The following is a 22,108-nucleotide window of genomic DNA, read 5'->3' on the forward strand; positions in this document are numbered from 1 at the left end:
CGGGCCGCGGGCGGCTTCAGTAGCCGCGCTGCGAGGTGACGACGCCGGAGATGGCTTCGCCGCGCGCGAGCTGGCGGATCTTCGCGGAGATCTGGGCGATGGCCTCCGCCCGCAAGGTGCTGGCGGCGATGTGCGGCGTGACGTGCACGCGCGGGTGCGTCCACAGCGGATGGCCGGCAGGCAGGGGCTCGACGTCGAACACGTCCAGCGTGGCGCCTTCCAGCCTGCCTTCGTTCAGCAAGGCCAATAGATCCGCTTCGTTCACATGCCCGCCGCGGCCGACATTGATCAGGTGCGCGCCTGGCATCAATTGCGACAACATGCGCCGATCGATCATGCCCGTGGTCTCGGGCGTCAAGGGCAGCACATTGACCAGCACACGCGTGCGGCCCAGGAATTCCGGCAACTGGTCCGCGCCCGCGTAAGTCTGCACGCCTTCGACGCTGCGCGGCGAACGCGACCAACCCAGCACGGGATAGTCGAAGGCCGCGATGGCCTGGGCCACCCGGCCGCCCATTTCACCCAGGCCCAGCACCCCGACCGGCCACTGTTCGCGGCGCAGTCCCGGCATGGGCGACCAGCGCCCGGCAGCCTGCTCCTGCTCGTAACGGCCGAAACCACGCGCCGCGCGCAGCAGCGCGTACAGGGCATATTCCGCCATCTGCACGGCCATCCCAGCATCTTCCAGCCGCACGATCTGGATGTGCGGCGGCAGATCCATCCCCAGCAAGGCATCGACCCCGGCGCCCAGATTGAACAAGGCCTTCAGATTGGGCTCGTGTTCGATCAGGGCCGCGGGCGGCTTCCACACCAGTGCGACATCGGCGTTCGACGGCGGACCGGATGGATCCCACACCGAAATCCTGCAATCGGGCAGCTCGGCCTGCAGGCCGGGCAGCCAGTCATCGGGATTGTTATGGGGGCAGGCGAAGAGAACGTGCATGGTTCGTAGGAGAAGGTTGGCGAAGGCCAAAACCTTAGCATGCCGCGCGCGCCCGAAGCCGAAATAAAACCCCAAATAAAAACCGCCGCGCCCTTGCGGGACGCGGCGGCTTCGACGACAGGCTTCGGACCGGTCAGGCGGTCTTGGGCAGCATCGGCTTGTCGCGCTTCTTGAACTTGCGGCGCGCGTGCGCAATGATCTGCACCAGGATCAGCAGGGCCGAGATACCGACGAACCAGGCGCTGATCGGACGCTGCAGGAAGATCATCATGTCGCCGCGCGACAGCAGCAGCGCGCGACGGAAGTTTTCTTCCACCATGGGTCCGAGCACGAAGCCCAGCAGGATAGGCGCAACCGAGAAATCGAGCAGCATGAAGACCGCGCCGATGACACCGAAGGCCAAGGCTTCCCAGATCTGGAACAGGCTGTTCTGCGTACTGAACACGCCCACTGCGATGAAGAACAGCGCGGACGGGAACAGATAGCGGTAAGGCACTTGCAGCAGCTTGACCCAGATGCCGATCAGCGGCACGTTCAGGATGACCAGCAGCACGTTACCCACCCAGAAGCTGGCGATCAGGCCCCAGAAGATGTCCGGGTGCTCGGTGATCAGCTGCGGACCAGGCTGAATGCCCTGGATCAACAGGCCGCCGAGGATCAGCGCCATCACCGCGTCGCCGGGAATGCCCAGGCTCATGGTGGGGATGAAGTCGACCTGCGTCTTGGAGTGCGATGCGGCTTCGGGCGACGCCACGCCCGCCAGCATGCCGGTGCCGAAGCGCTCCGGCGTCCTGGAAATCTTGCGTTCCAGGGCATAGGCGATGAACGTGGTGATGGTCGGGCCGGTGCCGGGCATGGCGCCGAACACGGTGCCCACCAGCGTACCGCGCACCAGCGGCAGGAAGGACTGCTTCAATTCCTTGGCCGACGGACGCATATCGCGCAGGCGCAACTTGGCGCCGGTGCCGATGATGCTCATGCGGTTGACGCTCATGATGAAGTCGGCGACGCCGAACAGGCCCATGGCGATGGCCACCAGTTCCAGGCCGTCGGACAGGTCCAGGATACCGAAGGACAGGCGGATGGTACCCGTGTTCACGTCCGTGCCGACCACGCCGCACAGCAGGCCGAACAAGGTCATGCAGATGCCTTTCAAGGGCGAGCCGCGCGACATCGTCGAACCCGCGATCAGGCCCAGCAGCATGATGGAGAAGATTTCCGTCGGGCCGAACTTGAAGGCGATTTCCACCAGCAGCGGCGAGAAGAAGATCATCACCAGGATGCCGACCGACGCCGCGAAGAACGACGCGATCATGGTGATGCCCAGCGCCGTGCCGCCCTTGCCCTGCTTGGTCAGCGGATAGCCGTCCAGGCAGGTCACCGCATGCGGCGGGTGCGAAGGCAGGTTCAACAGGATGGCGCCGATGGCGCCGCCGTATTGCGAGCCGTAGAAGATACCCGCCAGCATCATGATCGCGGGGACCGGATGCATGACGTAGGTCAGCGGAAGCAGGATGGAAATGGCCGACAGCGCGCCCATCCCCGGCAACACACCGATGAGGTTACCCACCAGCACGCCGAAGAAGGACCACATCAGGTTGTGCGGTTCGAAGGCGACGCCGAATCCGAACCAGAGATCAGTTAGTGCTTGATGCATGGCGTATCAACCCCACTGGAACAGCGGGAGCTGCAGTTGCAGCGCCCACCAGAACACGACCACGGCGATGACCACCATGCCCAACGAAAGAACCAAGGCCTGCTTCACCGTGTTCTTGCGGTCGCCCAGCGCCGAAATGAACGTAATGGCGAACGTCGCGGGCAACAGCCCGCCGTAGTGGCCAAGGAAAATGAAAGCCAGGATGCCGATGATGATGCAGATGGCGCCGCGCATGTCGGGCATGCCCGTGGGATGCGACGAAGGAACGTGCGTACCTTCACCGGCTGCCTTTTCTTTCGCGCCCGTCTTGCCGCCGATGGCGATCAACAGGCCCGTGAATGCCAATAGTCCCCCTACCGCTGCCGGGAAGAACCCGGGCCCCATATGGCTTAGCGTACCGATCTGATAGTTCAGACCACCGTATATCGACCCCAGGCCGATCAGGACCATCAGCGCTCCGCCGTAGTAGTCCTTGTTGTATTTTTTCAGTGTTTCCACTGCATTCCTCCGTGTACTAGGCTTACACCAGCCTTTATAGGAAGTGCTCAGGGTGAGCACGTCCCTCTCACAAAGCACCGTGAGCCTGGAGGGCAGAATAAGGAGGGAAGCTGCTAATCCGCTTTCTTTAGACTGTCGGGTTCCTGAATCCCAGGGTTATCCCCTAACAGGGGTATCCATAGGATGGCGCAGAGTCCCACGCCGCCCTGGGCATTCGTTTCACCGTCGGCCAGGACGATATCGCCGCCGTTGCGGCGGGCGTAGGCCTGCGCGATGGCGAGGCCGAGGCCGGAGCCCGATGTAGGCGCGCCGCCGGCCTCCACGCCCGCGCGATCGAAGCGCGCGAAGGCCCGCGCGCGCAAGGCCGGGTTGAGTCCCGGCCCGTTGTCGGACACGCGGACCTCGACGCGTGTCGCGTCGCGCACGACCGATACCGTGATGCGCGCGCCGCGCGGCGCATAGTTCACCGCATTGTGGACCAGGTTGGCAATGGCTTCGTGCAGTTCGACCTCGGAACCGGCCACGGGAGCCGCCGGGCCTGTCATACCGCTTTCACCCGTATCGCCGCGCGCATCGCTCCAGCCGAGGTCCTGCTGCTTTTCGTGGGCGAGCGGCAGATATTGCAGGACCACCTCGCGCGCGACGTCATTCAGATCGAGCACGCGCTGCGGCGCTTCGCCGCCCTGGCTGGCGTGCGCGAGCTGCAGCAGCTGTTCGGTCAGGCGGCGCGTACGCCCCAGCTGCGCGACGATGGCACGCAGGCCGTCGCGTATGAGCGCGGGATCGCGCTCGCGCAGCGCGTATTGCGCCTGTGTCGACATGATGGCCAGCGGCGTGCGCAGCTGGTGCGAGGCATCGTCCAGGAATCGCGATTGTTCGTCCAGCATGTGCCGGTGCCGGGCGATGTGATAGTTGACGGCCTCCACCAGCGGCGTGACTTCGGAGGGGACGCGGCTGGCGTCGAGCGGCGTCAGGTCGTCGGCCGACCGCGCACGGATCTCGTTGCGCAGCCTGGCCAGCGGCCGCAGGGCCCATGCCACGCCCCACCACACCATGAGCACGACCAGCGCCAGCATGCGACCGTCGCGCAGCAGCTCCTTGCGGCGCGCGGCGTCCTCGGCCTCGATACGCTTGCCGGTGCTCTCGCCTACCAGTATCAGTACCTGGCGATGGGTGCCGTGGTAGTAGAGATCGCGTACCAGCGCCACCATGCGGACCGGATCGTTGCGGTATGCGCCGTCATAGAAGGTGGGCTGGCCGTCGCTGCGCGGCCAGACCGGCGGGCGCGGGATGTCCGGCATGCCGAGCAGGGCCAGGCCGGGGGTGGCGGGAGCCTGGCCGGAGGGCAGCGGCGGCTCGATTTCTTCAATGCGGAAGTACTTGCGCAGGCCGGCGCGCGATTCCAGCATGACCTGGGCATACAGCGGAGTCACGACCTGCAGGGCGCCGTCGGGCGTGAACTCGATACTGCTTTCGAGCACGCGCGCCGGCTCCAGCAAGGCGGTGTCGTAGGCGTCGTTGGTGATGTCGGCCAGCGTCTGGTAGTCGTTATAGCTATCGATCACCAGCAGCGCGATGACGCCGGGCAGCAGCAGCGTGATCAGCAGCGCCCGTATGCCGACCCGGGAATACCACGGGCGGCCGAGATCGCGCGTGCCGGACGCGCCCGGCGGCGGGAGATGCGCTGACACAGCCGGGACCGGGCCCTTCAAGCGTCAGCGGATTCGGATGCGCTGGCCACGCTTTCGAGCATGTAGCCGAGCCCCCGCACGGTCACGATGCGGATATCGCTGCCCGCCAGCTTTTTGCGCAGGCGATGCAGGACGACTTCGATGGCGTCGGGGTTGGCCTCGCTATCGTGGTTGAAGACCTTGCCGAACAGCTGCGATTTGTCGACCGGATAACCGCTGCGCGTCAGCAAGGCGGCCAGGGCGGCGTGTTCGCGCGGGGTCAGGAACAGCAGGGAGCCATCCAGCGTGAAGGCGCGGCTTTCGCTGTCGTACGACAGCGAACCGCATTGCAGGCGCGGATGCTGCCGCCCCCGGCTGCGCCGGACCAGTGCGGTCAGGCGCGCTTCCAGCTCTTCCAGCGCGAACGGCTTGGTCAGGAAATCGTCGGCGCCCAGGTTCAAGCCGCGCACGCGGTCCTGCAGGGCGCCCTGCGCGGTCAGCACCAGCACGGGCGTGCGGTCGTCGCGGTTGCGCATTTCGCGCAATACGACCAGGCCGTGCTTGTCGGGCAGGCGCAGGTCCATGACGATGGCGTCATATTCGGTACCCGCCATGAAGGCTTCGGCCGTGCGCGCGTCGGGCGCGTGATCCGGCACGAAGCCGCTCTGGGCCAGCGCGCGCACCAGCCAGGACGCCATGTCCCTTTCGTCTTCAACCAGCAATATGCGCATGGCCGTCAGGCCCTCCCGCCAGATTCTCGGCCGCGCGCTGACCATGCACGCGTTGGCGCAGGTAGCGTGTTTCGTGATGCCGCCTGAACAGGATAGCCGAGAGCTCGTTCAGTGCCTGCGTGTAGACATCCCGCTTGAATTCGATGACGGCATCCAGCGGAACCCAGTACTGGCTCCAGCGCCATGCATCGAATTCAGGATGCTGCGTGGCGCGCAGGCAGACATCGCTGTCGCGCCCCACCAGCCTGAGCAGGAACCAGATCTGCTTCTGACCTTTGTAATGGCCACGCCATTCCCGCCGGACGAAATGATCCGGGACGTTGTAGCGCAGCCAATCGCGTGTGCGCCCCAAAATGCGGACATGCTCGGGCTTCAAGCCCACTTCTTCATGGAGTTCGCGATACATGGCCTGCACCGGGCTTTCGCCATACTTGATGCCGCCCTGCGGAAACTGCCAGGCATGTTCCCTGATCCGCTTGCCCCAAAAGACCTCGTTTCTGGTGTTGACGAGAATGATGCCGACATTGGGACGGTAGCCTTCGCGGTCCAGCATGGGCCACCCCCACCAAATTCAATACAATTACGCCTGATTATACGTACCTGCCGCCTCCTGGAAACCATGCGCGCCTCCAACTACCACATCAATACACTCAAAGAAGCGCCCGCCGAGGCCGAAATCGTCAGCCACCGCCTTATGACGCGGGCGGGCATGATCCGCAAGCTGGCGGGTGGGATTTATACCTATATGCCGCTGGGGCTAAAGGTGATCCGCAAGATCGAGAAGATCGTGCGGGAAGAAATGAACGCCGCTGGCGCCATCGAGCTGCTGATGCCGGTGGTCCAGCCTGCCGAGCTCTGGCAGGAATCCGGGCGGTGGGTCCAGTACGGCCCCGAACTGCTGCGCATCAAGGACCGGCACGAGCGCGACTTCGTGCTGCAGCCGACGTCCGAAGAGGTCATCACCGACATCGCCCGCAACGAGATCCACAGCTGGCGCCAGCTGCCGGTGAACTTCTATCACATCCAGACCAAATTCCGCGACGAGCGGCGGCCCCGCTTCGGGCTGATGCGCGGCCGCGAATTCACGATGAAGGACGCGTATTCCTTCGACCGCGACGAAGCCGGCGCCCTGCGCAGCTATGACGCCATGTACGAAGCGTATATGCGGATTTTCCAAAGGCTGGGGCTGGAATTCCGCGCCGTGGCCGCCGATACCGGTTCCATCGGCGGCAGCCGCAGCCATGAATTCCAGGTGATCGCCGACACCGGCGAGGACCTGCTGGTCTATAACCCGGAAACCCAGTACGCCGCCAATATCGAACTGGCGGAAGCGGCGCCCCTGCTAGCCCAGCGCCAGGCGCCCGGCCGGGCGCTGGAAGCCGTGCCGACACCCGGCGCGGCCAAGTGCGAGGAAGTCGCGGCGCAGTTGGGCATCCCGCTGGAAACCACCGTCAAGTCCATCGTGCTGGCGACCGAGCCGGAGGCCGGCCAGGTGCGCATCTGGCTGCTGCTGCTGCGCGGCGACCACGTCCTGAACGAGATCAAGACGGCCAAGGTGCCCGGGCTGGACCAAGGCTACCGCTTCGCGACCGAGGATGAGATCGTCGAGCATTTTGGCTGCAAACCCGGGTATCTCGGCCCTATCCAGACGCAAAAGCCCGTCACCGTGGTGGCGGACCGCACCGTCGCCAATATGGGCGACTTCGTCTGCGGCGCGAATCGGGAAGGCTTCCACTACGTCGGCGCCAACTGGGGCCGCGACCTGCCCGAACCGGCCCACGTGGCCGACCTGCGCAACGTGGTGGCGGGCGACCCCGCGCCGGACGGCAAGGGCACCCTGGCCATCCAGCGCGGCATCGAGGTGGGCCACGTGTTCTACCTGGGCACCAAGTACTCGTCGGCGCTGAAGGCGACCTACCTGGACGAAACCGGCAAGCCCGCGCTGCTGGAGATGGGCTGCTACGGCATCGGGGTCACCCGCATCGCCGCGGCGGCCATCGAGCAGAACCACGACGAGCGGGGCATCATCTGGCCACGTGCGCTGGCGCCCTTCGAAATCGTGATTTGTCCGGTGGGATGGGGCAAAAGTGAAACTGTTCGTAACACCGCGGTAGCACTCTACGAGGCGCTGCTCGCCCGCGGCGTGGACGTCATTCTTGATGACCGTGATGCCCGGCCGGGCGTGATGTTCGCTGAATGGGAGCTTATAGGCGCTCCGCTGCGCGTAACAGTTGGAGAACGTGGGCTCAAGGACGGTGTGGTCGAATTGCAGGCCCGCCGGGAAGCCAGCGCCAGTACGGTGCCGGCGGACCAGGCGCTGGAGCAAGTACTGGCCAAGCTGGAAAACCTTTGACCGCCCCGTTGTCATCGCAGCGATCCCTGGAATCGACCCTGGATATCCGTGTGTATTACGAAGACACGGATGCCGGCGGCGTCGTTTTCTATGCCAACTACCTGAAGTTCATGGAGCGCGGCCGGACCGAATGGCTGCGCGCGCTGGGCTTCGAACAAGCCAACCTGGCGCGGACGGACGGCAGGATGTTCGTGGTGGCCGGGCTGGACATGGCCTACCGCAAACCCGCCCGACTGGATGACATGCTTACCATACGTTCGCGTGTTACACGAGTCGGCCGGGCTTCGATACACTTCGCGCAGCGGGCGGAACGCAGCGGGGAACTGCTGGCCGAGGGCAACATCCAAGTGTGCTGCGTGGATGCGACCACCCTCAGGCCCGCGGAACTGCCTCCGGGATTGCGCGCAACACTCGATTCTATTCAGGGATAAAAATGCAAGTCTCCAACGACCTGTCGTTGTTCGCACTGATCGCACATGCGAGCGTGCCGGTCCAATTGATCATGCTGCTGCTCCTGGGCATTTCCATCATGTCCTGGACGTACATCTTCGCCAAACGCCTGGCTATCAGAAGGGCCCATCAACAGACGCGCCGTTTCGAAGACGACTTCTGGTCCGGCGGCGACCTGTCCATGCTGCAGCAGGCCGTGGCCAACCGCCGCGCCGAACAAGGCGCCCTGGCGCGGATCTTCGACGCCGGGATGACGGAGTTCCTGAAAGCCCGCCGCGCCGCCGCCAACGACGCCAACGCGGTCCTGGACGGCGCCCGCCGCGCCATGCGTGCCGCGTACCAGCGTGAAATGGATGCGCTGGAATCCCATCTGAACTTCCTGGCCTCGGCCGGCTCCGTCAGCCCTTACATCGGCCTGCTGGGAACGGTGTGGGGGATCATGCACGCGTTCATCGGCCTGTCCAACATGCAGCAGGCGACCCTGGCCTCGGTCGCGCCCGGCATCGCCGAAGCCCTGATCGCTACCGCCATCGGCCTGTTCGCGGCCATCCCCGCGGTGGTGGCCTACAACCGCTTCACCAACGATATCGACCGGCTGTCCATCCGCTTCGACAGTTTCGTCGATGAGTTCCTGAATATTCTGCAACGGCAGGTGCGCTGATGTCCTCGGTACGCTCGGGCGGCCGTTCCAGCCGCCGCATGAAGGCCGACATCAACGTCGTTCCCTATATCGACGTGATGCTGGTCCTGCTGGTGATCTTCATGGTCACCGCCCCCCTGATCACGCCCGGACTGATCAACCTGCCTTCGGTGGGCCAGGCGTCCGATGTCCCGGTCAAGCCGCTCGAAGTGCAGATTTCGGAGAACGGCGACATCGCGCTGCGCATGCGCGAGCCCGGCGCCAATCCGGAGAACATCGGCCGATCGGAACTGGTCAGCCAGGTCCGCGCGCGCATCACCGCGGACACCCCGGTGGTGATCGCGGCCGACGGCAAGGTGCCGTATGAATCCGTCGTGAAAGTCATGGACGAACTGCGCACGAACGGCGTGACGCGCCTGGGCCTGCTGGTCGACCAGCAGTCGTCCACGGGCGCCGCCGCCGCGGCGGCGGGACAACCGCAGCAGCGACCCGCCGCGACCAAGCGCTGATCGGCGCCCTATCCACTCGACTCGATGACGCCTCCTCTAATCAAGCACTCCAGCCGCGCGCCGGAAGCGCCGCCAGCGCAGGACAATCGGAAAGCATTCGGCCTGGCCGTGCTGGTCCACGCCATTCTGGTCCTGGTCCTGGTGCTCGGCGTGAACTGGCGCACGGAAAATCCGGGCCCCGTACAGGTGCAATTGTGGGCCAACGGCGATTCGCCGGTTTCGCCGCCCCCGCAGCCCCAGCCGCAACCGCAGCCTACTCCCCAGCCGCAACCCACGCCGGAACCGCCGCCGCCCCCGCCGCAGCCGCAACCGGCGCCGCCGCCTCCCCCGCCGCAGCCGCAGGCGCAGCCCAAGCCGGACGACACGCCCGATCCCGAGATCGCGTTGCAGGAAGCGCGCAAGAAGAAAGAACAGGAAGAGAAGGAACGCCAGGCCGCCCTGGCCGAACAGGCGCGCCTGGAAAAGGAACGCCAGCAGGCCGCGCTGGAAGAAAAGCAGCGCCTGGAGAAACAACGGCAGGATGCCGAAAAAGCCGCCGCGGCCAAGGCTGCGGCGGAAAAGGCGGCCGCCGACAAGGCTGCCGCCGAGAAAGCGGCGGCTGAAAAGGCTGCCGCGGACAAGGCGGCCGCTGAAAAGGCCGCCGCCGACAAGGCCGCCGCCGACAAGAAGGCCAAGGAAGACGCCGCCAAGAAGGCCGCGGCGGAAAAAGCCGCCGCTGACAAGGCAGCCGCCGAGAAAGCCGCCGCCGAGAAGGCCGCGGCGGAAAAGGCTGCTGCCGAGAAGGCGGCCGCCGCCAAGAAGGCCGCTGCCGACCGCGCGCTGAAGGAAGCCTTCCGCAACGACGCCCTGGGCGCGGCCGGGATTCCTGGCGGTACCGCCGACCGCAACCAGGCGGGCGGCGGGCGCGACGATGGCTACGGCGCCAAGGTGCGGGCCTGCATCCAGCCCGGCGTTTCGTATCCGACGCCCCCGCGGGCCGGCTCGTCCAACCCCACCGTTCAATACCGGGTACAGTTGAACTCCAGCGGCGCCGTCACCTCGGTGAGCCTGACGTCGTCGTCCGGCAATTCCGGCTTCGACCGTGCGGTGGAAACCGGCATCCGTCGCTGCAACCCCTTCCCGAAACCTTCGACCGGAAGGTACGAACCGGTAATCGACGTTATTTACCGTATGTATGACTGACAGGAGATTGCTTACCATGACTCCAGCCCATCGCCGACCCTCGATCCAGGCTGCGCTGAGGACCTACGGTTTCGGCCTGTTGGTGTTGCTGGCGATCCTGCTGGCAGGCCGGCCGGCCCACGCCCAATTGCGCGTGGACATTTCCGGAACGGGGGCGACCCAGTACCCCGTGGCCATCGCCGACTTCGCCGGCGACACCACCAGAGGCCATGCGTTGGCCGAAGTCATCCGCGCCGACCTGAACCGCACCGGGCAATTCCGCCTGATCGACGGTTCGAACGCCGGACTGACGGTGGACAGCACCGTCAGCTATGACGATTGGCGCGGCAAGGGGGCCGATTTCCTGGCCTACGGCAGCATCAACCAGACGCCCGACGGCCGCTACGATATCCGCTATCGCCTGGCCGACACGGTCAAGCGCGGACAACTGGATGGCGTGGCGTTTTCAGGTTCCGAACAGGAACTGCGCCGGGTGGCCCACCAGATCGCCGACCGTATCTACGAAAAAATTACGGGCGTGCGCGGGGTCTTCTCGACCCGGATCGCCTATGTCCTGAAGCAGGGCAGCACCTACGAACTGCAGGTCGCCGACGCCGACGGGCAAAATCCCCAGGTGGCGCTGCGGTCCCGCGAGCCCATCATTTCGCCGCGCTGGTCCCCGGACGGTACCCGCCTGGCCTATGTGAGTTTCGAATCCGGTAAGCCGGTGGTCTATGTCCACACCCTGGCCACCAGCGCCCGCGTTCCGGTCGCCAACTACAAGGGCAACAACAGCGCACCGGCATGGTCGCCGGATGGCAGCATGCTGGCCATCGTGCTGACGCGGGACGGACTGTCGCAGATTTACACCATCAGCGCGGACGGTTCCAACCTGCGCCGGGTGACCCGCTCGCCCGGCATCGATACCGAGCCTACCTTCACGCCGGACGGCGGTTCCATCATCTTTACCAGCGACCGCAGCGGCGGCCCGCAGATTTACCAGGTGAGCGTCGGGGGCGGCGAGCCCCGCAGGCTGACGTTTAATGGTGGTTACAACGTCTCACCGCGTATTTCGCCCGATGGTTCCACGCTCGTGTACGTTGCAAGACGCGACGGGTCATTTCGCATCGCTTCGCTGAATTTGTCCAGTGGCACCGAGACTTTGCTGACTAATGGCAACGATGACCAATCTCCCAGTTTTGCGCCGAATGGAATGCAAGTACTATACGCGGCTATCCAAGGCGGACGTAACGTTCTTGCCGTGGTATCGAGCGACGGCCGCGTGCGGCAGACGCTTTCGGTACTGAACGGGCAGATCAACGAACCGACTTGGGGCCCGTTTACCCGCTAACACGTGTGACTCACTTATCAACAAAGGAACCATCATGAAGTCGCGCATTGCCAAAAGCCTAACCGTTGCAGCGCTCGTAGCAACTCTGGCCGCTTGCAGCTCCGTCCCCCTGGATGACAAGGGAGGCCAGGGCTCTGGCTCGGCGGGCACCGCCGGCGGCGGCTCGGGTCCGGTCATGGACCCGTTCAACCCCTCCAGCCCCCTTGCTCAGCAAAAGAGCGTGTTCTTCGACTTTGACAGCTACACCGTCAGCGACCAGTACAAGCAGCTGGTGCAGATGCACTCCGGCTACCTGACCGGCCATACTTCGCAGCGCGTCCGCATCGAGGGTAATACCGACCCGCGCGGCAGCTCGGAGTACAACCTGGCGCTGGGTACCCGTCGCGGTAACGCCGTGGCCGACCTGATGAAGCTGAACGGCGTCAACGCCGGCCAGATCGAAGTCATCAGCTTCGGCAAGGAACACGCCACGGGTACGGACGAAGCCGGCTACGCCCAGGATCGCCGCGCGGACATCAACTACCAGCGTTGATTCCGACGGCTGATACGTCAGCAGTCCAAGGCTGATATTCTTGCCTTACAACATGCGTCGGGATGGCCGAATGGCCGCCCGGCGCATGTTTTTATCTTGACCCAGGAATTCTCATGAACGACCGAGTCCCGTCTTTGCGTATCCTGGTGGCCTCCGCCGGCTTGGCTTTCGCCGCCCTGTCCTCCCCCGCCCATGCGTTCGCGGACGACGACGCGCGCAATGCGATCCTGGACCTGCGCAAGCAGATCCAGCAGATGAAGCAGATCAATGACAATTCGCGCATGCAACTGGCGGACCAGATCCAGTCGCTGCAGCAGCAGGTGACCGAGCTGCGCAACCAGGTCGAGCAGGCCACGCACCAGGCCGTGCCGCGCGCGCCGGCCAATGGCAGCCAGTCCGATACGGGCGGGGCGACGGCCGGAGACCCGCAGGAACAATCCACCTACGATGGTGCCATCGACCGCTTCCGCAACGGCCAATACAAGGAAGCCGCCGAAGCGCTGACCGCCTTCCTGGCGCTCTACCCCAACAGCCAGCTTGCGCCTACCGCGCAGTTCTACCTGGGCAGCAGCCGCTACGCGACCAAGGACTACAAGGGCGCGATCGACCAGTTGAGCACCATGGTCAAGAACGCGCCCGACAATGCGCGCGCGCCCGATGCGCTGCTGGTCATCGCCGGCAGCCAGATCGAGATGAACAACCGCGCCGGCGCCAAGTCCACCTTGCAGCGCATCGTCAAGGACTACCCCAATACGCAGGCCGCCGACACGGCGAAGAACCGCCTGCAGCTGCTGCAATAAGGCGTGGCCACCGCCGACCCGGTGGCGGCCTACCGGCGCCTGCTGCGGCGCCGCGCGCTGCTGATATCCGCCCTGGTCGCGCTTATCCTGGTGGCGATGCTGGGCGATTTCCTGATCGGGGGCAGCGACGTACCGGTGTCGACCTTGCTGGCGGCCCTGCTGCATCCGGATGGCGCGCCACCGGTCGACCGCGTCATCGTGTGGACCTTGCGCATGCCGCAGGCAACGTCCGCGGTGCTGGTCGGCATGGCCCTGGGCCTGGCTGGCGCGGAGATGCAAACCGTCCTGAACAATCCCCTGGCCAGCCCCGATACCCTGGGTGTTTCCTCCGCCGCCGCGCTGGGTGCGTCGGTGGCGATCGTGTTCGGCGGCTGGCTGCTGCCGTGGATCGCGCCGGACTGGGCCATCGCGGCCTGCGCTTTCGTGTTCGCGGCCGCCGGCGCGCTGCTGCTGGACACCGTGGCGCGCCGCGGCGGCATGCGCGCCAGCGGCGTGGTGCTGTTCGGTATCGCGCTGGTTTTCCTGTGCAACGCGGTGGTTTCGGCGATCCAGTTCGTGGCCAGCGCCCAGGCCCTGCAGAACCTGGTGTTCTGGACCATGGGTAGCCTGGGGCGTATCGGCTGGATGCAGTTGAGCGTGTTGGCGCTGGCGCTGGCGGCGGCACTGCCGTTCTCGCTGCGGGCGGCCTGGCGGCTGACGGCGCTGCGGCTGGGCACCGAACGCGCCGCCAGCTTCGGCGTGGACGTGCGCCGCCTGCGATTGGGCGCGCTGGCGCGCATCAGCCTGCTGTCGGGCCTGGCGGTGTCGCTGGCGGGCGTCATCGGCTTCATCGGGCTCGTGGCGCCCCATATCGCGCGGCGCCTGTTCGGCGAGGACCATCGCTACTACCTCGCGGGCAGCGCGCTGGTGGGGGCCGTGGTGCTGTCGCTGGCCTCCATCCTGTCCAAGTGGCTGGTGCCGGGGCTGGTACTGCCGATCGGCATCGTGACGGCCCTGGCGGGACTGCCGGTTTTCCTGGCGGTGATCCTGCGGCGGCAGTTGCCATGACGGCCGCCGCATCGATGGCTGGCGCGCCGGGCCCGGACGGCCTGTCGATCCGGGACATACGCGCCGGGTACGGCGCGCGGGAAGTCCTGCGCGGAGTCTCGCCGCATGCGCTGCCGCCCGGACGGATCACCGCGGTGCTGGGGCCCAATGGCTGCGGCAAATCCACCTTGTTGAGAACGCTGGCGGGGCTGATGCCCTTGCGCCACGGCGCTATCGCGTGGGAAGGCCGCGACCTGGCGGCGCTGCCGCCGGCCGACCGCTCGGCGCTGGTGGCCTACATGCCGCAGGATCTGCCGGACGCCGTGCACCTGCGGGTACTCGAGGCCGTGGTGGCGGCGGCGCGCGCGCGATCGGGCCGGCTGGGCGGGCGGGCGGATGTCGAAGCGGCGCAGGCGCTGCTGGCGCGGCTGGATATCGGCCACCTGGCGATGCGGCACCTGGATGAGCTGTCCGGCGGCCAGCGGCAATTGGCGGGACTGGCACTGGCGCTGGTACAGCAGCCTCGCGTCCTGCTGCTGGATGAGCCTCTCTCCGCGCTGGACCTGCGGCACCAGTTCGAGGTGATGGAGCTGCTGGCGCGCGAAACGCGCGAGCGGCGCCTGGTGACCCTGATGGCGACGCATGACCTGGCGATCGCGCTGCGGCATGCCGAACACGCGGTCCTGCTGCATGACGGATCGTTGGCGGCCGAAGGCGCCCCGGCGGATGTGCTGCGGCCCGCCATGCTGGCGGACGTGTATGGCGTACGCGGGCGCGTCGGCCGCACGGACGTGGGCACACCCTATGTCGTCATCGAGGGCCTCAACGAGGCCCCGGACCCGCACCGAGCAGACGGTCCAGGCACTTGAAGCGGCGCAGCGCCGGCAAGTCGAAGGGATTGATCACGCTGCCCGCGTCCAGCTCCAGCGACACGCGTTTGCCGGAAAGGTCGAAATCCAGCTTGTAGCGGTCGCTGCGCACCTGTTGCAGATTGCCCAGATCGAGCAGCCGGAACAGCGCCCAGGGTCCGCTGACGGCGTGGCCATCGCGCCCGCCGGGGTCCGCCGGCTCATAGCCGATACGGCCGGACTGCGCGGCGCCGCTGTCGGGCCAGACAAAACTGACCGGGACGGCCGGGCCATGCGCATAGTCCAGGCCCTGGTTTCCCAGCGCCAGGGTGAATCGCGTGAAATACGAATCCAGGAACAGCGGCAGCAGCTGGAAACGGACCGCCATGGTCTTGCCGCCGTCCGGAAAGAAGGCCTGGCGTATGGTGGCGGCATCCTGGAACACCTGCAGGGCGGCGCGCGAGAAACCCAGGCGCACGGCGTTCGGCCGCCAACGCCAGGGCGTCACGCTCATATCGACATAGGTCAGCAGGTTGGCCTGGAAGAAGCTCGCGAGCAGGCCGGCGGGTCCGAACAGGCGGTTGAAGTCGTCCTGCGTCATGTCCTGGCTGGAACGCGGGTCGACCGGATAGCGGTTGTCCAGCGCGGCATGGCAGAACGGCGCCACGTCGGCGCGCCATAGTTCGTCTATGCGGCGCCGGATGTCGTCCACCGCCACCGCCTTGCCGTCGTTCGCCAGCTGCTGCAGCATGTCGCGCAGCGGCGGCGGCTGGCCTTCGGCGGCATCCTGCAAGGCGCCGATCGCGTCGGCCGGCGGCGCGGGCACGCCATGCTGGCGGGCGGCGTCGACGCCATCCAGGAACTGCGCCACGCCCTCGATACTGGCCTGGATCCGTGCGATCGGCGGCGCGGCGCCGTTCGGCCCCTGGAACAGTTGATGGAGGGCGCCGAAGTGGCGGTCGACCGGGGTCGGCGGCGAGCCCTTGCCGGCCAGGTCGGTCTGTGTCGCGACGGCTTGCAGGAAGCGGCGCAAGGGAGAGTCCGCGCCGGCCAGGACATGCATTTCGGCGGCGCCGTCGCGCGCGTCGGGCGGCATCGCGCCGACGCGCACGTCGTTCAGCAGCGCATCCCAGGCTTCCACGTAGCGCGAAAAATAGCTTCTATCGAGCGACTCGCGCAAGCGCTCGGCATTGCCGGCGGAAACCGGGCGCCGCAGCACCCACCCATCCCTTTCGCTACCCGCGATGAGCTTGTCGCGCACGGCCGGGTACAGGTGGTAGCCGGACAACGTGTACATCCCCGGCACGCCGTCGGACAAGGGCAGCCCGCTGGGACGGTGCAAGGCCAGCGGCGTGTCCATGCCTTCCAGCTGGGCGACCGACAACGGTTCCGGCACCGCCTCCGCCAGGTCCGCTTGCAGCATGTCGTACAGGCGGTCGGCCAGGGGCCGCGCACCGAGTTCGGCGCGGACGCGCGCGACCCGTTCGCCGTCGAGCGGGGCGCTCGCTTCGAAATCGGGCACATCCAGCAGGGCGCGCGCGTGGGACAGGAGTTTCGTGCGTCCCGCGTCGGTCAACGGCAAGGCGCGCGCGTCATGCGCGAGCCATGCCATGACGGCGGCCGCATCGAAGTGCTCGGCATCGCCCAGCATCAGATAGGTGCGCAAGGCTCGGAAACGCGGCATGTCGCCTTGCGCCGGGTCGATCATCGCTTCGCGCGCCCGGGCCTGGACGAAGGGCAACAGGGCCTGCCGCAGCAGCGTGCGGTATTCGGTCCGGGCCGCGTCTTTCAATCTTTCGCCCTGGTACAGGCCGACCCACCGCTCCAGTACCGATTCGGTCGGCGACCGGACCGGCGGCAGCGCCGGCTGCATGGCGGCGTCGAGCAAGGCCAGCATCCTGGGCAGTTCGTCGGCCGTGCCGCCGGTGTCGACGTTGGCGGCCAGCGCGGCCAGGCGTGCCGTGTCGGCATGTACCGCGCGCGTCATCACGCGGTTGCAGTCGTAACCCGCCAGCAGCACGAGCGCGATGGCAAGCACCGTCACAGCCAATGCCGCCGGCGTCAGGTAACGCGACGTGTGCCGCCTTGCGCTCGCCGCCGCGCGCTCGGCCAGGCCGGCTTCGCGGAAGACGACGTCGCGCAGAAGGCCGGCGACGAAGTAGCCGTGCGGCTGCGCGGATCCCCGAGGACGCGCGGGGGCATGGGCGCGCACCGCGGCCGCCAGCGGGCTGGCCGAAACGGGGCGTTCTTCGCCATCGCACGCGGCGCTGGTGAAGTACACGCCGCGCAGCCATGCGGGCGACGCCTGATAGGAGCGGGCGAACACATGGCCCAACAAACCGTAAAGCGGCTCTGCCAGCGATTCGAACTGCGCGGGAAAGCCGTAGATGGCGCCCGCCTGGACGTCGTCGCCCGCGGTGGCGGCCAGATGCACGACGCGATCCTGCAGGCGGCGGACCAGGGCGACGAACTCCGACGTGAACGTGGCCAGCCGCGCCTCGTCGGCGAGCGGTGCCGCGCCGGCGAACGTGACGCCCCAGGGCTGTTCGGCGCCACCGCGGTCGAGGTGGGTGAAGAAGGCGTCGAAGCCGGCCAGGCGGTCGCATTGCGTGACGACGACGTACACCGGGAAGGGGCGCCGGAAGCAACGCTGCATGTCGCGCAGGCAGGCGCGGATCTCGCTGGCGCGCGCCAGGGCGCCTTGCTCGCCGCCGAGCAGGTCCTGCACGTCGATCGCGACGATCACGCCGTTGACCGGGCATAGCCGGCGCGCCTGCCGCAGGCGCTTCAGCAGGTGTTGCCACATCGTCCCGTGCGCGCCGGACGTCTCGATCAACAAGGCGCGGTCGCCGAGCCAGAAACGGCAGGGGTCGCCCGGTCGCCATTCGGCTTCCGGTGCCGGCGCGCCAAGGCCGAGACGCGACGCCGCGAGCAGCAAGGTCTTGCCGCTGCCGGGGCCGCCCAACGCCAGGTACCACGGCAAGCGATACAGGCTGTGTCGGCGCAATCGCCACAGGGGACCGTCCTTGCGCAGTACGCGCAGGGTGGCACGGAACAGGGCGTTCAGCCGGTCGCGCGCCGCCACCAGGGGACCGTCGTCGGAGGCCGCCGGGGCGGGTTCCGCTGGCGCCGGTTGCCAGGTGATGCGCAGGCGATCCAGCCGCCGCACCAGCGCCAGCACGCCATAGGCGAATATCCACAGCAGGCACAAGGCCAGCGTCAGCCACGCCCGCGCCACCGGCGTTGCGAATGGCGCATATCCCCCGTAGGAGACGCGCGGCGATTGCTGCACGACGAAAGCGATGCCGAGCAGCACCAGCACGGCCAGCGCGATGCGGCGTAAGGTCAGGCCGCCGAAGGGATTCTTGAGCATGTTGCGCAATAAGTGAGCGACGAGAGGCGCTATGGCGTAGCGCCCGGCGCCAGCAGGGTGATGACGACGCGCCGGTTGCGAGCCTGACCCGCGGGCGTGTCGTTGGACGCCACGGGTTCGCTACTGCCCTTCCCTTGCGCCAGGAAGCGTTGCGGCTGGTCGGTTTCCTGGCGCAGCAGCTCGACCACCTGCGTGGCGCGGGCCAGCGAAAGCGCCCAGTTCGACGGCGCGCCGGGCGCCGGCCGCTGGTCGTCGGTGTGCCCGACGACCACGACCTGTCCCGGTACGGTGCGCAGGGCATCGCCGATGCGGCGGATCAAGGGCAGATCGGCGGCGGGAACGCGCGCGCTGCCGGAGGCGAACAAGGCATCGCTGCCCAGCGTCAGGACGACACGATCCGTCTGGTGGTCGATGCGCAGGCGCCGCGCATCGATGTCGGCGGCGAGGATACGGTCGAGATCGGGCGCGAACGATGCCTGCGACGGCGCTCGAGTCGGTGCGGGTGCCGGTGCGGGCGCAGCGGCGTCGCGTTCCGGCGGCACGAGGATGTGCACCTTCACCCGCACGGCCTCGCGCGCCAACGCGACGGTTTCGGTCCGCTGGCGCAAGTGCAGCTCCAGCCAGCCATAGAAAGACACCAGGGCGAAGAACAGGCCCGCCATGACCCACCACAGCGGCCGCAACAGGCCGACGCGACGGTTGCCCGCCTTGTCGCCGCGCCAGTGTGGCGACAAGGCGGCATCCGGCGCGCCCCGCACATTGCGGATCAGGCCGCGCAGTTTCTGGCGGACCTGCCCCAGCGCGGCCACGCCCTGCGGCGACAGGCGATACCGGCCCTGCATGCCCAGCGCCAGTATCACGGACAGGAGTTCCAGCGCATCGATGTTGGCCGAAGGGTCGCGCGACAGTTCATGCAGGATGGTGAAGAAGCGCTCGCCGCCCGAGGATTCGCCGTGGAAGATGACCAGCAGGCTGCGCGCGGACCAGGCCTCGCCGCCCCAGGGCGTGGCGGCGATGGCTTCGTCCAGAAAGGTGCAGAGGCAATAGCGGGCGGCCGCCACGATATCCGTCGGCACATGGGCGCAGGCATCGACGAAATTGCGCACCATCATCGCCAGCCGGCGGCGCAGCTCTTCCAGCGGCAGCGGCGGCGGCTGACGGCCGTGACGCAACAGTGTGCCGAGTTCGAGCAGGGGATGCGCGGCCTCGACCAGGGGATTCAGCGCGTGGCGCGGCAGGAACAGCGGCCTGGCGGCGACGGCGGCGTCGAGAATGGCGGCGTTGTCCGTCGATACCGCCAGCGGTGCCGGATAATCCACCATCCTCATTGCCGTATGGCCCACAGCTCGAGGCGCAGGCCGGGGAAGTCGCCCGCCACGTGCAGGGCGACGCCGGCGGAAAGCGGCAGGTCCGCCCATAGTTCATCGGATGCGTCCAGGGCGAAATAACAGCGGTTTGCATGAAACGGCAATTGCCGCGGCGCCACCGGCAGCGTGCGCAAGGCGATGCCCGGCAATTGCAGCGTGACCAGGTCGTGGATTTTTTCCACCGGCCCGACCTTGAGCTTGGCGGGCAAGCTGGCCCACAGCGCGTCGGCCGGCAGGTCCGCGCCCGCCGCGAGCACGAAGCTGGCGGTACGCAGCAAACCCACGTCCGGGATGCGCCCCACGCGCATCCCGAACTGGCCTTCTTCCAGCGGGATCGGTATGGCCTGCGGCTCGATTACGGCCGACAGCGCGCGCCGCAGGTATTCCATAAGCGGCTGGAAGCAGCTGTCCAGGCCATCGTGCCGGTAGGGCGGCAGCTTGGGCGGCCGCCGGTCGCCCTGGCTGAAGCAGGCCAGCTCGCCCGCCAGGCGCAGCATCTCGCGATACAGGTGTTCCGGATGCAGGCCGCCGGCCGCCGCCAAATGCGCGAAAAAGGGTTCGGCGCGATTGACCAGCTGCAGCAGCAGGAACTCGGCGATCTCCGCCGTGCCGTGCGCCGTCGGCCGCACCAGGCGATCAGCCAGCGCCGCGCCGCGCTGGCCCAGCAGGCCGACGAGTTCGTCCATGATCCGGACCAGGCGCGGCGCGGCGCGGCAGTCGATCACCGGCGGGCAGTAGGCGCGATCCAGTATGACCGTGCCGTCGGAACGGCGTTCGAGTATGCGAACCACGCCCAGCACCGCATGGCCTTCCGCGACTTCATGGTGGAACGCCAGCCGCAGGCGCAACCGTCCGACCTGCAGCACGGCATCCTGGTCCGCGTCGGCATTGCTGTCGTGGACCGTGCATTCGGCGATGCGGTAGCGCGCCGGGGCCGCCCCCGGGTTGCCAGCCACACCGTCGGCCACACCACCGACCATATGATCGACCACATGATCGGCCACATCGTCGGCCGCGGCCTCGGGCGCGCCGGGCCGGGAAAGCGGCAACGCGAGCACCGCCAGCACGTCGCGCGCGCCATCGGGCACGTCGCGCGCCCCCGGCAGATCGTCGTCCAGCGGCAGGCTGAACGGCGTGCCGTCCGGCATGATGCCTTCGCAGGCCAGCAACGCCAGCTTGCCCAGGGCCAGTTGGTGTTCGTCCAGCTCCAGCCTGGAATATCCCCAGCGCCGCGGACCGCGGCCCAGCCGCCCGTCGATGTAATTGCGCCAGTAGCGATCGTGCTGCTGCAGATGCTGCTGCTGCAGCAACATGCCTTCCGACCAGACGATCTTATTGTTCCAGTACATCTATCCCCTCCTTCCAGGAACCCAAATCATTCTTGCCATCGCGCTCGGCCACGGCCACGCTGCCCGCGGCCAGCGTCACCACCCAATCGATGTCGCCGCTGTCCGGAAGACCGACCACGGCCCGCCATCGGGCGCGATAGATGTCCCGGTAGGCAACGAACACGGCCAGGTATCGCGTGCCCGGCACGAGCGATGGACGCAATACGAGCCGTTGGCCAGGCCGGACCGCCAGCACCGAGCGCGACAGCAGGTTCTTCCCCAGGATGCGCTTGTCGTTGTCGTACAGGTCGAAGAAATCCGCCTGGCAGAAATCGTCGGACTGCGCCAGCTCGTAGATACGCACGATGACGGGAGACGGCCGCCCATCGCGATCGGGATTGAGATCCGGCGCGGCCGTCAGCCGCAGGTGGATGTCGTGATCGGGGACCTCGGCCGTACCGCATGCCGCCAGGCATGCGAGCAGGCAACTGGTGGTCAGCAGGCGCGCGGCAAGGCGTCGGCACTCATGCATCGGCGTCCAGGCACCATGCCGTTGCCGGATTCGCCTGCATCGGCAGCCGGCAGGCGTAGTGCTCGGGCGAGACGGCGTCGCGCGCGGCCGCCCGGCAGTCTCCCGGCGACGGCCGGCGCGGTGTGCGCAGGCCCAGCGGGTCGGCATCCGCCAGCACGGCCAGGCGGCGGTCCAGGGCGGGATCGCCGGCCAGCAGGTCGACACGGGCCAGCGCATCCAGCGCGCCCGCGCGGGTATTGAAGGTGTTCCAGAAATTGTCGTTCATCTGCTCATCCTCGAAGCGGCCGGCGCGTGGGTTCGCGGCGGCGCCGAATTGATCCCGCGCCGCGCCACCCCAAG

21 protein-coding genes are annotated in these 22,108 nt (G+C 67.2%); 10 read left to right on the forward strand and 11 right to left on the reverse strand.

What is annotated here, in order from left to right; all coding sequences use genetic code 11:
* Positions 1-16: 16 nt before the first annotated feature.
* From CAL12_RS22585 to CAL12_RS22610, 6 genes are all read right to left on the reverse strand, one after another.
* On the reverse strand, positions 17-943 hold the full coding sequence (locus CAL12_RS22585; protein WP_086066664.1) for a 2-hydroxyacid dehydrogenase: 927 nt from the start codon (positions 941-943) through the stop codon (positions 17-19).
* Between the two features lie 133 nt (positions 944-1,076).
* Entirely contained in the window at positions 1,077-2,600 is a 1,524-nt protein-coding gene (locus tag CAL12_RS22590; RefSeq protein WP_086066665.1) for a tripartite tricarboxylate transporter permease, read from the reverse strand.
* Positions 2,601-2,606: 6 nt separating this feature from the next.
* Positions 2,607-3,098 carry a tripartite tricarboxylate transporter TctB family protein gene (locus CAL12_RS22595; RefSeq protein WP_420042738.1) on the reverse strand — a complete coding sequence of 164 codons (492 nt, stop codon included), beginning with the start codon at positions 3,096-3,098 and terminating at the stop codon, positions 2,607-2,609.
* 113 nt (positions 3,099-3,211) lie between these two features.
* Positions 3,212-4,714, reverse strand: coding sequence for a sensor histidine kinase (locus CAL12_RS22600; protein WP_232464966.1), 1,503 nt, complete (start codon positions 4,712-4,714; stop codon positions 3,212-3,214).
* 92 nt (positions 4,715-4,806) lie between these two features.
* Positions 4,807-5,499, reverse strand: a complete 693-nt coding sequence (locus tag CAL12_RS22605) for a response regulator (RefSeq protein ID WP_086066667.1) — start codon at positions 5,497-5,499, stop codon at positions 4,807-4,809.
* Positions 5,480-6,052, reverse strand: coding sequence for an RNA pyrophosphohydrolase (locus tag CAL12_RS22610; protein ID WP_086066668.1), 573 nt, complete (start codon positions 6,050-6,052; stop codon positions 5,480-5,482). The genes CAL12_RS22605 and CAL12_RS22610 overlap by 20 nt, the downstream gene beginning before the upstream one ends.
* A gap of 66 nt (positions 6,053-6,118) precedes the next feature.
* Between CAL12_RS22610 and CAL12_RS22615 the strand changes: the two genes are divergently transcribed.
* The 10 genes from CAL12_RS22615 to CAL12_RS22660 all read left to right on the forward strand — a co-directional run bounded on the left by CAL12_RS22615 (position 6,119) and on the right by CAL12_RS22660 (position 15,190).
* Positions 6,119-7,852, forward strand: coding sequence for a proline--tRNA ligase (locus CAL12_RS22615; protein WP_086066669.1), 1,734 nt, complete (start codon positions 6,119-6,121; stop codon positions 7,850-7,852).
* Positions 7,849-8,283 carry a tol-pal system-associated acyl-CoA thioesterase gene (gene ybgC / locus CAL12_RS22620; protein WP_420042739.1) on the forward strand — a complete coding sequence of 145 codons (435 nt, stop codon included), beginning with the start codon at positions 7,849-7,851 and terminating at the stop codon, positions 8,281-8,283. The genes CAL12_RS22615 and ybgC overlap by 4 nt, the downstream gene beginning before the upstream one ends.
* A 2-nt stretch (positions 8,284-8,285) precedes the next feature.
* Complete coding sequence (gene tolQ, locus CAL12_RS22625) at positions 8,286-8,963, forward strand: protein TolQ (RefSeq protein ID WP_086066670.1); 678 nt, start codon at positions 8,286-8,288, stop codon at positions 8,961-8,963.
* Entirely contained in the window at positions 8,963-9,451 is a 489-nt protein-coding gene (gene tolR, locus CAL12_RS22630; protein ID WP_086066671.1) for a protein TolR, read from the forward strand. The genes tolQ and tolR overlap by 1 nt, the downstream gene beginning before the upstream one ends.
* 24 nt (positions 9,452-9,475) lie before the next feature.
* Positions 9,476-10,633 carry a cell envelope integrity protein TolA gene (gene tolA / locus CAL12_RS22635; protein ID WP_086066672.1) on the forward strand — a complete coding sequence of 386 codons (1,158 nt, stop codon included), beginning with the start codon at positions 9,476-9,478 and terminating at the stop codon, positions 10,631-10,633.
* Between the two features lie 16 nt (positions 10,634-10,649).
* Positions 10,650-11,963, forward strand: coding sequence for a Tol-Pal system beta propeller repeat protein TolB (gene tolB, locus CAL12_RS22640; protein WP_086066673.1), 1,314 nt, complete (start codon positions 10,650-10,652; stop codon positions 11,961-11,963).
* 34 nt (positions 11,964-11,997) lie between these two features.
* A complete protein-coding gene (locus CAL12_RS22645) occupies positions 11,998-12,495 on the forward strand; it encodes an OmpA family protein (RefSeq protein WP_086066674.1) in 498 nt (165 codons plus the stop codon).
* A gap of 113 nt (positions 12,496-12,608) precedes the next feature.
* Positions 12,609-13,295, forward strand: coding sequence for a tol-pal system protein YbgF (ybgF, locus tag CAL12_RS22650; RefSeq protein WP_086066675.1), 687 nt, complete (start codon positions 12,609-12,611; stop codon positions 13,293-13,295).
* Positions 13,296-13,298: 3 nt separating this feature from the next.
* Complete coding sequence (locus CAL12_RS22655) at positions 13,299-14,342, forward strand: FecCD family ABC transporter permease (RefSeq protein ID WP_232464603.1); 1,044 nt, start codon at positions 13,299-13,301, stop codon at positions 14,340-14,342.
* Positions 14,339-15,190, forward strand: a complete 852-nt coding sequence (locus CAL12_RS22660; protein ID WP_198298302.1) for an ABC transporter ATP-binding protein — start codon at positions 14,339-14,341, stop codon at positions 15,188-15,190. Before CAL12_RS22655 ends, CAL12_RS22660 begins: the two co-directional genes overlap by 4 nt.
* Here CAL12_RS22660 and tssM read toward each other — a convergent pair.
* From tssM to CAL12_RS28165, 5 genes are read right to left on the reverse strand one after another with little or no spacing between them, the layout of a single operon-like run.
* Positions 15,144-18,542 (reverse strand): type VI secretion system membrane subunit TssM, encoded by a 3,399-nt coding sequence (gene tssM, locus CAL12_RS22665; protein ID WP_086066676.1) that lies wholly within the window; start codon positions 18,540-18,542, stop codon positions 15,144-15,146. The genes CAL12_RS22660 and tssM overlap by 47 nt on opposite strands.
* Before the next feature lie 29 nt (positions 18,543-18,571).
* The gene (icmH, locus tag CAL12_RS22670; protein WP_198298303.1) at positions 18,572-19,864 is read right to left on the reverse strand and encodes a type IVB secretion system protein IcmH/DotU; all 1,293 of its coding nucleotides are present in this window, start codon (positions 19,862-19,864) and stop codon (positions 18,572-18,574) included.
* 2 nt (positions 19,865-19,866) lie between these two features.
* Positions 19,867-21,258, reverse strand: a complete 1,392-nt coding sequence (gene tssK, locus CAL12_RS22675) for a type VI secretion system baseplate subunit TssK (protein ID WP_086066678.1) — start codon at positions 21,256-21,258, stop codon at positions 19,867-19,869.
* Positions 21,242-21,769 carry a type VI secretion system lipoprotein TssJ gene (gene tssJ / locus CAL12_RS22680; protein ID WP_157793087.1) on the reverse strand — a complete coding sequence of 176 codons (528 nt, stop codon included), beginning with the start codon at positions 21,767-21,769 and terminating at the stop codon, positions 21,242-21,244. The genes tssK and tssJ overlap by 17 nt, the downstream gene beginning before the upstream one ends.
* Complete coding sequence (locus CAL12_RS28165; protein WP_157793088.1) at positions 21,762-22,034, reverse strand: hypothetical protein; 273 nt, start codon at positions 22,032-22,034, stop codon at positions 21,762-21,764. Before CAL12_RS28165 ends, tssJ begins: the two co-directional genes overlap by 8 nt.
* Between the last annotated feature and the right edge of the window lie 74 nt (positions 22,035-22,108).

It is taken from the genome of Bordetella genomosp. 8, from assembly GCF_002119685.1.
Lineage (GTDB): Bacteria > Pseudomonadota > Gammaproteobacteria > Burkholderiales > Burkholderiaceae_B > Bordetella_C.